The 12,059-nt window shown below is 71.5% G+C and carries 9 protein-coding genes and 1 tRNA gene; 6 read left to right on the top strand and 4 right to left on the bottom strand.

The features are described from left to right. The first annotated feature begins 24 nt into the window (after positions 1 to 24). Together BAY60_RS06225 and BAY60_RS06220 are read left to right on the top strand one after the other, a co-directional pair. Positions 25 to 97, top strand: a tRNA-Gly gene (locus BAY60_RS06225). Between the two features lie 209 nt (positions 98 to 306). Then, complete coding sequence (locus BAY60_RS06220; protein WP_112279820.1) at positions 307 to 912, top strand: lytic polysaccharide monooxygenase auxiliary activity family 9 protein; 606 nt, start codon at positions 307 to 309, stop codon at positions 910 to 912. A gap of 16 nt (positions 913 to 928) precedes the next feature. Here BAY60_RS06220 and BAY60_RS06215 read toward each other — a convergent pair whose 3' ends face one another. The 3 genes from BAY60_RS06215 to msrA all read right to left on the bottom strand — a co-directional run bounded on the left by BAY60_RS06215 (position 929) and on the right by msrA (position 2,787). Continuing rightward, positions 929 to 1,225, bottom strand: a complete 297-nt coding sequence (locus BAY60_RS06215) for a YiaA/YiaB family inner membrane protein (protein ID WP_112279819.1) — start codon at positions 1,223 to 1,225, stop codon at positions 929 to 931. 84 nt (positions 1,226 to 1,309) lie between these two features. Further along, the gene (locus BAY60_RS06210) at positions 1,310 to 1,870 is read right to left on the bottom strand and encodes a hypothetical protein (protein WP_146770976.1); all 561 of its coding nucleotides are present in this window, start codon (positions 1,868 to 1,870) and stop codon (positions 1,310 to 1,312) included. Positions 1,871 to 2,127: 257 nt separating this feature from the next. After that, a complete protein-coding gene (gene msrA, locus BAY60_RS06205; RefSeq protein ID WP_112279817.1) occupies positions 2,128 to 2,787 on the bottom strand; it encodes a peptide-methionine (S)-S-oxide reductase MsrA in 660 nt (219 codons plus the stop codon). A gap of 81 nt (positions 2,788 to 2,868) precedes the next feature. Here msrA and BAY60_RS06200 point away from each other — a divergent pair, with 81 nt between their 5' ends. From BAY60_RS06200 to BAY60_RS06190, 3 genes are all read left to right on the top strand, one after another. Further along, the gene (locus BAY60_RS06200; RefSeq protein WP_146770975.1) at positions 2,869 to 4,047 is read left to right on the top strand and encodes a hypothetical protein; all 1,179 of its coding nucleotides are present in this window, start codon (positions 2,869 to 2,871) and stop codon (positions 4,045 to 4,047) included. 152 nt (positions 4,048 to 4,199) lie between these two features. After that, positions 4,200 to 5,483, top strand: coding sequence for a flagellar basal body protein FliL (locus BAY60_RS06195; RefSeq protein ID WP_112279815.1), 1,284 nt, complete (start codon positions 4,200 to 4,202; stop codon positions 5,481 to 5,483). After that, positions 5,476 to 9,180, top strand: coding sequence for an FkbM family methyltransferase (locus tag BAY60_RS06190; protein WP_245992347.1), 3,705 nt, complete (start codon positions 5,476 to 5,478; stop codon positions 9,178 to 9,180). Before BAY60_RS06195 ends, BAY60_RS06190 begins: the two co-directional genes overlap by 8 nt. A gap of 4 nt (positions 9,181 to 9,184) precedes the next feature. On the opposite strand, the gene BAY60_RS06185 is transcribed toward BAY60_RS06190, so the two are convergent. Further along, on the bottom strand, positions 9,185 to 10,330 hold the full coding sequence (locus tag BAY60_RS06185; RefSeq protein WP_112279813.1) for a hypothetical protein: 1,146 nt from the start codon (positions 10,328 to 10,330) through the stop codon (positions 9,185 to 9,187). Between the two features lie 102 nt (positions 10,331 to 10,432). Here BAY60_RS06185 and BAY60_RS06180 point away from each other — a divergent pair, with 102 nt between their 5' ends. Continuing rightward, complete coding sequence (locus BAY60_RS06180; protein WP_112279812.1) at positions 10,433 to 11,905, top strand: acyltransferase family protein; 1,473 nt, start codon at positions 10,433 to 10,435, stop codon at positions 11,903 to 11,905. Positions 11,906 to 12,059: the final 154 nt, after the last annotated feature.

Here is a 12,059-nt window from a genome sequence, read left to right as displayed (position 1 = left end):
GCACGCCTCGAGAGGGCAGCACAGGCGGACGTAGCGCAGCTGGTAGCGCATCACCTTGCCAAGGTGAGGGTCGCGGGTTCGAGTCCCGTCGTCCGCTCTCCGGTTTTTCAACGGCCTCCCCCGCTCGGGGGAGGCCGTTTTCCGTCGCAGGCCGTTGCGAAAAGCCGCAACGCGCTACTCCATTCGCCAAGTGGTATGGACCACTTTGGCGAGTCTTCTCCCGGGTGCGATTGGGCCGGTCAGTGGTCTACACCATTGGCGGGTCGGCCGAAAATCGTTGACACACCTGCATGAAGGGAGACGACGATGTTCGGCACACGTGCGCGTCGAGCACTGGGCATCGCCACGCTCGGGCTCATACCGCTGGCCGCCCCGGTGGTGCTCGCCGGCAGCGCCTCGGCCCACGGCTACACGCAGAACCCGCCGAGCCGGTCGCTGCACTGCCACCAGGGTGCGGTGAGCGACTGTGGTTCGATCCAATGGGAGCCGCAGAGCGTCGAAGGCCCCAAGGGCTTCCCCGAAGCCGGTCCCGCCGACGGCACACTCTGCGCGGGCGGCAACGCACGCTTCGCCCAGCTCGACGACCCGAGCAAGCCCTGGCCGCAGCAGCCCATGACGAGCGGGCAGGACTTCGAGTTCCGGTGGGAGCTGACGGCCGCGCACGCGACCACCTCGTTCCGGTACTTCGTCACGAAGGACGGCTGGAACCCCGGCGCCCCGCTCTCGCGCGCGCAGCTGGAGCCCGCGCCGTTCCTGACCGTGGACTTCGGCGGCAGGCGCCCGCCGTTCACGGTGACCCACACCGGCAGGCTGCCCTCCGGGAAGAGCGGCCATCACATGATCTTCGCGGTGTGGGACATCGCCGACACGGCCAACGCGTTCTACTCCTGCGCCGACGTCAACTTCCGCTAGCGGGTGGGTTCCTCGCTCAGGCGGCGTCGACCCGGAACGGATCGTGCTCGGCGAGCAGCTTGTCCAGCCTGGCCTGGTCGACCCTGCTGACCAGGTAGCTGTCCTCCTGCCGGTCGCGGACGCACTTGGCGAGCGTGAAGGCCGACGTGACGGTGTAGAGGATGCCGATGGCCAGAAAGGCTCGCACCCAGCCGTCCACGGGCAGGTACGCGATGCCGATGGCAACGGCGACGAGCGCGACCCCGAACGAGATCGCCGCCTGAGCGAAGAACGCCGCCGTGGTGGGCGGTGAGACCTTGGCCGAAGAAGTCATGGAACAAGGGTCGGCCGCCGGCCGGCGGATGTCTTGAGTACTGCTACTCACCTCGACCGCTCCCGGGTCTGACAGAGTTCCGGGCTACGACCCGGAATCCTGTTCGTGGTGCTCGCGGCCAAGTTGAAGCTTGGACCGGGTCAGGGCGTCCGTCTGCGCACCGTGCGCTACGGAATGGCGGATGCCGTTGTAAACGAGGTCCCAGAGGTCGCGGTTGGCGTACATTAGATCCAGGCCCGTATCCGCCTCGTGTCCATGCACGTCATACAGATGGATGTTGTACCCGCCGGCCGTCCCTTTGAGCTTGACGGCCGTCAGCTCGTAGATTCTGACGATCTCACCGCGCGTATTGAGCCAGTCGGCCCCTGCGGATATTTTGTGTCCTTTGGGAAGTATCCATGCGATCAGGCCAAATGCGGCCAAAACTGCCCAGACATACCACTCGCCAGCCCAAGCCCAGCCCGATTTGAAGACGGCAAGGAGCAGGCATGCTACAACAGTGACCCCCGAAAACCACCATTGCATCCTCCTGTCTCCGTAGTGCCACTCAAGGGGTGGACCACCGCCCTCGGGCCCGGGGAGCACCTTCTTGGAGTGGTAGGGCTGCTTGGGCGCCGGCTCGTCGTTCTCCTCTCTGGGGTTCACGGGCGCACGGGGTGGACGAGGCTCGCCCTTGTACGGGTCCGGCCCGGGGCGGGAGATCTGTCGTCACGGTGCCGTACTTTCGGTAGTCAGAGCGCGGGGCCAAGCGATATGCCGGCTGGAAGGTCCACGCCCTTTCTTGGGCTTCTTCCATGACCTCGATTGCGGCCTGGACATCAGGGCCCATGAATTCTTCGAGATCCCGGCACCGACCGGCGCGACCACACCGTGGCCGACGCCGCTACCCGTGGACGCCCGGCCTACTTCTCCACGCCGAGGCCGACCGGGCAGGACACGCCCGTGCCGCCGAGGCCGCAGTAGCCGTTCGGCACCTTGTACAGGTACTGCTGGTGGTAGTCCTCGGCGTAGTAGAACTCGCCGAGCGGCGCGATCTCGGTGGTGATCTCGCCGTGGCCCGCCGCGCGCAGCGCCGACTGGAACGTCTGGCGGGAGGCCTCGGCCTGCTCGCGCTGGCCGTCGTCGGCGTAGTAGATCGCCGAGCGGTACTGCGTGCCCACGTCGTTGCCCTGCCGCATGCCCTGCGTCGGGTCGTGGCCCTCCCAGAACACCTTCAGCAGGGTCTCGTACGACACCTGCGCCGGGTCGAACACCACCAGCACCGCCTCGGTGTGCCCGGTGCGGCCCGTGCACACCTCCTCGTACGTCGGGTTGGGCGTGTAGCCGCCCGCGTAGCCGACGGCCGTGGAGTACACGCCGGGCGTCTGCCAGAACAGGCGTTCGGCTCCCCAGAAGCAGCCGAGCCCGAACACGGCCGTGCGCAGGCCGTCCGGGAACGGCGGCTTGATCCGCCGGTCGGGATGCACCGCGTGCACGTCGGGCGTCACCAGGGGTTCGGCGTGCCCCGGCAGCGCCTCCTCGGCGGACACCGGACGGGTCTTGTCTCGACCGAACAGCGACATGCTCCCATCGTAGCGACACCATGTCGCACCAACAGGTGACGCGATAGTGTGCGAGACGTTCCGGGTGGTCAGGGGGTCGCGATGACTTGGCAGGAAGAGTTGCGTCGGCTCGACGCCGACCTCGCCGCCGGGCGCATCACCCATGACCAGCACCGTCGCCAGCGTGACGAGATCCTCGCCGAAGCCTCCGGCATCCCGCTGATGTCGCCCGTGCCGAGCCCGCGCAGGCGTTCGGCGGACAAGACAGGCCAGCCACGCTGGGAGGCGGCCAACCCCGCGCACCAGCAGCCGCCGCCACCACCGGCAGGCCCGCCACCGGCGCCACCCGGCCATCCCGCGCCGTCACCGCCGTCACCGCCGTCGCCTGGCCCGGCGCCGCAGACCCCGCAGGCCGGACCGGAACCCGTGACCCGCAAGCTCGACCCCACGGCGCTGCTGGCCAGCGACCGGCAGACCACCGCGCCGAGCCCGGCCGACGAGCGGCCCACGGACTCGATGCCCTACCCCGACCGCACGTCGGCACGGCCCGCCGAACTGACCATGCCCATCACCAGGGTCGGCGCCCGCCCGGAGCCGTTCGCGGGGCCACCGCCGCCCGGCGCACCACACCGGGAACCTCCGGCCAACCGCGGCGCGGCCCGGACGTGGCTGCTGATCGCGCTCGCCGTGCTCGTCGCCCTCGCCGCCGTCATCGGCGGTGCCTGGTGGCTCGGCCGCGGCGGCAGCGACCCCGGTGGCGGGCAGGCGGTGCAGGACACGACCGCCCGCACCGCGGAACCCGCGCTGGAGGACCGGCTGCCCCGGCTGCCGGGCAAGCCGAACCCCAACAGCTCGACGATGAGCGTGGACAAGGGCCTCGAGCTGGGCCTGTACTCCGCCGAGGACGCCGAGGCCATGCGCCGGGGCGGTGCCCGCGAGGTGGTCTACCGCTCGTCGTCGGACGGCGCCCACCTGACCGACGGCTACACCGTCATCGCCCTGCCCACACCGTCGGCCGCGCAGGCCGAAGCCCTGGCGGGCGAGCTGAACCGCAGCATCACCGCGCGGGGGTTCACCCGCGTCCCGCTCGACGGCGAGCAGGGCCTGGTCGCGCTCAACCGCACCGACTCGACGGGCCGCGTGAGCGTGGTCTGGTACGCCTCCGGTGACACCACCGTGGGCATCGGGGTGTCGCAGGCCGCCGACGGCGACGAGAACCAGCTCAGGGAACGGCTGGTCCGCACGATCGACTCCGTGTCGGCCGTGCTGCCACAGGACTGAACCAGACGGGCCCGGCAAACGGCGCAAACCGGGGAGGTCACAATTCGACCCGCGCCGCCACGCAGGACCGTGAGCGTGCAGAATGTGGCTCGTCCGAACGCATCGTGACGCGGGGCCGTGGCGAGCCGCCGCCAAGTGAGCAGGGGGTCCAGGTGTCCTGGCAGGAAGAGTTGCGCAAGCTGGACGAGGAGCTTGCATCAGGCAGACTCTCCGCGGACGACTACCGGGTTCGCCGGGACCAGGTGCTGTCGTCGGCGGTGGCCCACGGGGACGACTCGGCAGCCGGGACACCGCAGAGCCCCCAGACCCCGCAGCAGCCCGATCAGCAGCAGCCGAGCCAGCCGCAGAACCAGCAGGACCAGCAGGGCGGCGGCCAGAACGCCGACTCCACCCAGGTGATCCCGCCGGTCACGCCGCCCGCCGACTCGGGCGCCGAGCGCACGCAGGCCGTCCCGCCGTGGCAAGCCCAGCAGCCACAGCAGCACCCGCAAGCCCAGCCGCCACACACCGGCTACCCCCAGCAGCACCCGGCGGGGCCCGTCTCCCCCGCGGGTGGCTTCCAGCAGCCGGCCTCGCCCGCCGGTGGTTTCCAGCAGCCCGGCGCGCCGTCGCCCGCGGGCGGCTTCCAGCAGCCCCACCAGCCCCCGCAGCAGATGCCGTGGAACGCGCCCGACCCCGACCAGAGCCCGCCGTGGGGCGGCAGCGACTTCCCGCCGATCGCGCCCACCGGCTCCTCGGAGTGGGCCGCGCAGGGCCCCGAGGGCTTCGACGACAAGCCCGGCGGCGGCAAGGGCAAGCTGTTCGCCGGCATCGGTGCGGTGGTGCTGCTCGCCGCCATCGCCGTGGGCGCCTTCCTGATCTGGGGCACCGGCGGTGACGACAACGGCGGCGGCGACAACCAGGCCGGCGGGCAGCCCCCGGCCAGCTCCGCGGCGCCGTCGTCGTCGCAGCCGCCGCCGGACCCGTTGCCGCTGAACGACCTGCCCGGCAACGAGGAGGCGCACCCGGAGGTCAAGACCTTCGACGACGTGCCCGACCTCAACTACCTCAACGACCAGGAGCTCGAGTCCTACCAGCGGACCGAGCCGGGCGACGCCAAGTTCGCCGTGTACCGCATGGACAACGGCAACGTGGCCGCACTGCTGCTCACGCAGGTCGGCGACGCGGGCGCGGCCAGCGACGAGGTGTCGAACCTGACCTACATCCAGACCACCAACGGCGCCCAGCGCGTGCTCGACGGCGTTCCGGACAACGTCCGCCTCACCGCGTTCACCGACCCGAAGAACAAGCAGAAGGTGCAGCTGCGCGGCCACTACCTGGCAGGCGACGTGCTCGTGCGCATCGAGGTGAACTCCGAGTCCGGGCTCGACTCGGCGCGCAGCGACTTCGACAAGATCCTCGATGCCCAGCTGGAGGTGCTCCCGGCAGGTGCGTGAGCAAGCCGACGTGACGGCGTGCACGATCGTCGCACGGAACTACCTGCCCGCAGCGCGGGTGCTGGCCCGGTCCTACCTGGCACAGCACCCCGACCACGACTTCGTCATCGGGGTCATCGACGGCGACGCCACCGACGCCGGTGAACGCGACGGCTACCGCGTCGTCGACCCGTCGGCGTTCGGCATCGACACCGAGACGTACCTGCGGATGGCCACCGCCTACTCGGTGACCGAGCTCGCCACCGCCGTCAAGCCGTTCCTGCTGCGCGAGCTGCGCCGTGCCGCCACCGTGGCCATCTATCTCGACCCGGACATCCAGGTGTTCGCCCCGATGCCGGAGCTCGCGGAGCTGGCCGCCGAGCACGGCATCGTGCTCACCCCGCACTTCACCGCGCCGCTGCCGCGCGACGGCAAGGAGCCCGACGACGCGGTCATCATGGGCACCGGCATCTTCAACCTCGGCTTCGTCGCCGTGGGGCCGGGCTCGGGTGGCTTCCTCGACTTCTGGGCGGGCAGGCTGCGCCAGGACGCCATCGTGGCGCCCGAGCGGCAGCTGTTCACCGACCAGCGCTGGGTGGACCAGGTGCCCGCGCTGTTCCGGCACACGATCATCACCGACCCCGGCTTCAACGTGGCCTACTGGAACCTGCACGAGCGCGACATCGCGCGCGCCGCCGACGGCACCGTCACCGCGGGCGGAAGGCCGCTGCGGTTCTTCCACTTCAGCGGCTACCGGCCCGAGCGGCCGTGGCTGCTGACCTTCCACTGCGCCCGCAAGCCGCGCGTGCTGCTGTCGGAGAACCCCGAACTGCGGCGGCTGTGCGACGACTACGGCGCCGCGCTCAAGGCCGCCGGGTACGCCGAGACGCTCGACGCCGTGCCCTACGGCTTCGCCACCTTCGGTGACGGCACACCGCTGCCGCAGGGCTGCCGCAGGCTGTTCCGCGACGGCTGGATCGAGGCCGAGCGCAAGGGCAAGCCCGTGCCGCCGCACGCCTACGGCGCCGACGGCGGGGCCGCGCTGCGGTCCTGGCTCGCCTCGCCCGCCGACCACGCGCAGGCGGCCGCCGGGCTGAACCGGCTGGCCCTCGCCGTGTGGGCCTCCCGCACCGACCTGCAGCTGGCGTTCCCGCACCCGACGGGTTCGGACTCGCCCGCCTTCCGCGTGTGGTGCGAGAACTCCGGCGTGGCCGAGGACGTGCTGCCCGAGTGGGCCATGCCGGTGCCACCGCCGGTCCCGCAGGAGCCGGTGGAGGACTTCGGCGTCAACATCCTCGGCTACCTCACCGCCGAGCTCGGGCTCGGCGAGATGGGCCGGATCGTCCACGACGCCATCGTGCGGGGCGGCGTCGACGTCGTCTCGGTGCTGGAGGAGCGGGCGGTGTCCAACCGCACCGGGATCGAGCGGCCCGCCACGACGGGTACGCCGCGTTTCGGCGTGAGCCTGCTCGCGGTGAACGCCGACCAGACGCGGATCGCGCTCGCCAACCACCCGGACGTGGTCCACGACCGCTACCGCATCGGGCTGTGGGCGTGGGAGCTGGAGGACTTCCCCGAGTGGCAGCACGAGGCGTTCGAGATGGTCGACGAGGTGTGGACCATCAGCGAGTTCTGCCGCGAGGCGTTCGCCGCGCACGCGAGCGTGCCGGTGAAGACCATTCCGGTGCCGGTGCGCGACCCCGGCGCCACCGCGCGCCCGCGCAGGGCAGGCGAGCCGGTGCGCTTCCTCTTCGCGTTCGACTTCAACAGCGTCGCACAGCGCAAGAACCCGTGGGGCGCCGTCGAGGCGTTCCGCAGGGCGTTCGGCGAGCGGGACGACGTGCGGCTCGTGCTCAAGACGATCAACGGCGACCTGCACCCGCAGGCGGCCGAGCGGCTGCGGGTGGCCGTCGCCGGTGACGACCGGATCGAGCTGATCGAGCGCTATCTCAGCGTGGCGGAGCTGGCCGACCTGTACGCGACCAGTGACTGCTACGTGTCGCTGCACCGCAGCGAGGGCTTCGGGCTCACCGTGGCCGAGGCGATGGCGCGGGGCATGCCGGTGATCAGCACCGCCTACTCCAGCACCACCGAGTTCCTCGACGAGCGCACCGGCTGGCCGATCCCGTACTCGCTGGTGACCGTCGGCAAGGACTGCCACCCGTACCACCCCGAGGCGCTCTGGGCCGATCCCGACCTCCACGCGGCGGCCGAGGCGATGCGGCAGGTCGCCGACGAGCCGGAGGTGGCTGCCGCCCGCGGCGCCGCCGCACGGGAGCACATCCTGCGGACCCGCTCCATGGAGGCGGCCTCGGAGTGGCTGTGTACCGAGCTGCGCAGGGCCCACGAGACGTGGCTGGCCCGCAGGGCGCCGGTCGAGACCGAGCCGCCGGAGCACCCCCTGACCCCTGTACGGTCCGCACGGGAGGCACTGCGCTGGCGGCCCGACCCGGGCTCGGAGTCCCGCACGCCGCTCGCGCCCGCGGTCCGCAAGGCCGTGTTGCGCGCGATCGACCACTACGACGTGCACCAGCGTTCGGTGCTCGGAGCGCTGCTCGACGGCACCGAGGACACCCTGGGGAGGCTGCTGCAGCGCATCGAGTCGCTGGAAGCGGCGCTCGGCGACACCCACCGGATGGCGGCGGGGGCCGACCAGGCAGGCAAGCGGCGGGACGCCGCGCTGCGGGCGCACCAGGCCGACATCACCGAGCTGCGCCGCCGCCAGCCGGAGGCCGAGCGGTCCGTGCGCGAGGTCGAGCGGCGCGTCGACCGGGTGGAGCAGAGCCAGCAGGAGCTCTCGGGTGAGGTGGCGGCACGGCAGGACACGGTGCACGAGATGTTCCAGGCGCGCGACCAGCGGCTCGACAGCGACGAGCACTCGATCCAGCGGCTCAGCCGGGACGTCGAGGCGATGCTCAACGCGGCGCGGCTCGTACACGCGCCGGTTCCGCAGGGCGCGGACGTCGTCGTGTGCGACGCGGGCATCCTGCTGCTCCCCGACGACAAGGTCATGCTGCCGTGGATCCGGCACCACCGTTCGTGGGAGCACGACGAGGCCGCGCTGATGGCGCGGATCGCCGCGCGCAGGCCGGGCGGGTTCCTCGACATCGGCGCCCACGTCGGCTACCACACGCTGAGCCTGCTCCGGTCCTGCCCGGCCGTCACCTCGGTGGTGGCTGTGGAGGCCGATCCGGAGAACGCCGAGTTCCTGCGCCGCAACCTGGCCGTGAACCTGCCGAGGACCCAGGCCGGGCTGGTCACGGTGCTGCAGGCGGCGGCATGGGACGCCGACGGCAGCCTCGTGCTGGAGCATCGCGAGCTGGACAACAGCGGAGACCACCGGGCGCGTGAGGCCGACGGCTCCGCCGGGCCACTGGTCACGGCCGTGCGGCTGGACGGCAACCCCGACGTCGTCCGGCAGCCGGTGAGCCTCGTGAAGACCGACCTGCAGGGCAGGGACCACCGGGCGCTCGCCGGGCTGCAGGAGTCCCTGGAGCGCGACCGGCCCGACGTGCTGTGCGAGTTCTGCCCCGGCGCCATCGAGGAACTGGGCGACGACCCGGCCGCGGTGCTGGCCGCCTACCGCAAGTGGGGTTACCGCCCCGCCGTCCTGCTCGCCGGGGGCGGGCTCGCCGAGGAGGAGCCGGACGACTCGGTGATCCGTCAGGCGGAGGGCGACGAGCGCGGGTTCGTCACGCTCTGGCTGCGACCCGCCTGAGCGGTCACGGGTTGGTCTGCACCACGGTGAGCAGCAGCCCGCCGAACCACGCCCCGGCGACGGTCGCGGGCAGCAGCAGCACCGGCAGCAGCCAGGTGGGCAGGCGGGCCAGCAGCAACGCCAGCGGCACCCCGAGCACCACGGCGGGCAGCAGGAACCGGGGCCTGCTCTGCCAGAACGCGCTCGTGCCCAGCGCGGTCGCCACGATCAGCGTCGTGTAGACGTGCGCGGCCGGGCCCAGCCCCGGCACGGTGAAGGCCCACAGCAGGAACAGCACGGCGGCCACCACGACGGCCGCCACCAGCCTGGCCCACAGCGCCGCGTCCCCGCCGAAGGCGTCGGTGAGCCGCTGCCAGGTGAACGCACCGCCGTCGAAGCCCATGTACCAGGCCTCGTTCTGCAGCCAGAACCAGCCGTCGAGCCGGTCGGCGCGGGCGCCCACGTAGAGCAGGTAGGCCAGCAGGCCGAGCGGCGCGAGCCCCGCCGCGGCAACCGGGCGCCAGCCGTCGCGCCTGCGCACCACGGCCACCGCCGCCGCCACGACCACGGCGGCGATGAGGGCGACCGCCGTGCTGCGGGTGAGTCCGGCCAGCACGGTCAGCCCGGCCGCGGGCAGCCACTGCCGCCCGCGCAGCGCCACGAGCGTCCACACCGCCAGCGCCACGAACAGCGCCTCGGAGTAGCCCATGTGCAGCACCACCGAGCCGGGCGCCATCGCCCACAGCCCGGCGAGCAGGATGCCGGTGCGCCTGCCGCCGACGTCGGCGCCGAGGACGTACAGGCCCCACGCGGCGACGCCGCCCGCAGCCAGCGTGACCAGCAGTTCGGCGGCGAGCACGGGAACGCCCACCGTGGCGAAGACCGCCACCAGCCCCGGGTACAGCGGGAAGAACGCGAGGCTCACGGGGGCCGGCCGGCCTTCGGCGTCCACCACCACGTCCTGGGCGTAGCCGTGGCTGGCGATCTCGGCGAACCAGTTGCCGTCGTAGCGGCCGAGGACCTCGGCCAGGGACAGGTCCGCGCGGGCGCACATCACGGCGAGCACCGTCACCGAGACGGCCTGCACCGCGTAGTGCAGAGCCAGCGCGGGCCACACCTGGCGCAACGGCTGCCCGAGGAGGGTGCCGAGCCGGTGGATTGTGAGAGTCACAGCACCCGGCTTTCGGGTAGTGATTCGCCATCCGCCGCTTCGGCGATACCCTTCGATCGGTTCCGGCCGGGTCAGCGAGGTGGAGCTCGTCGTCGTCAGGGGGTGGTCACGCTGGCTGAACAGCCTGCGGGCACCCCGGAAAAGACGCGAATAGTCTTCATCGACATCGGCAGGTCGATCGCCGCGCTGCTGGTGTTCTACACCCATATCCCGGGTCCATGGGTTCGCGCCAAGGGCGAGCACGCGCCCTTCATCGACTTCATCGAGACCTTCACCAGCGACCCCATGCACATGGCGAGACAGGGTATCGGCCAGCTGTCGGTGCCCTTCTTCTTCCTGGTCAGCGGGTTCGTGGTGACGCCGCTGGCCATGCGGCAGGGCCACTTCCGGTTCGGCGTGAACCGGATCATCCGCATCTACCTCCCGCTCGGCTTCGTGCTGGCCCTCACGTCGCTCGCGCTGCTGGCCGGCCTCGAACCGCAGTCGACCTACCAGTCCCAGGAGCTGACCCCGGGGACGTTCCTGACCAACTGGTCACTGGCGAACTACCTGATCTACCCGCAGGTGGTGCTGCTGCCGGTCGCCTGGACGATGATCATCGAGGTCCTGTTCTACCTGCTGCTGTTCGTGCTCCTGCCCGTACTGCGGCGCTCGGTGTGGCTCGCCATCTGCATCGAGCTGACGTTGGTGTTCGTGGTCCTGCTCAGCCGCAGCGCGCTCAACGAGTCGTGGTCGCTGTTCGCGGTCAACGTCTCCTACCTGCCTATCATGATCATCGGTCAGACCATCTGGGCGGTCACGACCAAGCGGATCCCGCTGTGGGCCGGCAGCGTCTTCGGCGCGCTGGCCTGGATGCTGTACGTCTTCGCCGACATCGTCGACGTGGGCCGCATCGACACGTCGTACAACCTCGCGCTGGCCTTCGCCACCGTCTGCTTCCTGATGGGCATGTTCGCGGAGCCGCACCTCAAGCAGCGCCGGTTCTGGACGGAACTGTCCGAGCGCAGCTACTCGCTGTACCTGCTGCACGCGCTCGGCATCTTCGTGATCCTCGGCCTGCTGCGGCCCGCGGTGCCCTTCCCGATCGCGCTGGTGATCATGATCGCGGTGACGTTCGTGGTGGTCGAGGTGAGTTACCGCTTCGTCGAACGGCCGAGCCACGCGCTCGCGAGGAAGCTCTCGCGGCTGCGCGGCAGCAAGCCGGCTCCGCCGCGCGACGACGACCGTTCCGGCCGCGCCGACAGCTCGGCCTCGGCCATCGCCGCGGAGATCACCGTCGAGCTGCCCCGGGTGCAACGGCCACCCGACCGGCCACGGCAGCCGCCGCCACAGCCCGCGCCGTCACAGCCCGCGCCGCCCCGCGGCGGTGAGCCGAGACCCCGACCCCGCACGCCGAACCCGCCACCGCCCCAGCCCGGCAGGCACCGTGCGCCCCAGCCGCTGCCTCCGCGCGCGCCGATGCCGCCGAGAAACAGCGGCAGACCTGCGGCCAACGGCGTGCCGCGGGCGAACGGCGCCCCGCGCCCGGCGCCACCCCGCCCCACCGAGCGACGGACGCTACCGCCGAACGGGTGATATCGGCCGTGTCGGCCAACCTCCTCCCCGGGTGCCACGCCTACCGAGCGGACCATCGGCTCCCGAACCCGGCAGAGGAGGGCGCATGTGGCTCCACATCACACTCGTCGCGATCGTGGCGGCGGTGTTCCTGGTGCGCGTCACCCGGCAGGTG

It is taken from the genome of Prauserella muralis (assembly GCF_003202285.1).
Taxonomy (GTDB): Bacteria; Actinomycetota; Actinomycetes; order Mycobacteriales; family Pseudonocardiaceae; genus Prauserella_B; species Prauserella_B muralis.
The sequence above is the reverse complement of the archived record's forward strand: the minus strand, read 5'-3'. Positions and strand labels throughout refer to the sequence as shown.

Coding starts and splice junctions, on each gene's coding strand:
- BAY60_RS06220 (WP_112279820.1), top strand. CDS start 307: ATGTTCGGCACACGTGCGCGTCGAGCACTGGGCATCGCCACGCTCGGG.
- BAY60_RS06215 (WP_112279819.1), bottom strand. CDS start 1,225: ATGACTTCTTCGGCCAAGGTCTCACCGCCCACCACGGCGGCGTTCTTC.
- msrA (WP_112279817.1), bottom strand. CDS start 2,787: ATGTCGCTGTTCGGTCGAGACAAGACCCGTCCGGTGTCCGCCGAGGAG.
- BAY60_RS06200 (WP_146770975.1), top strand. CDS start 2,869: ATGACTTGGCAGGAAGAGTTGCGTCGGCTCGACGCCGACCTCGCCGCC.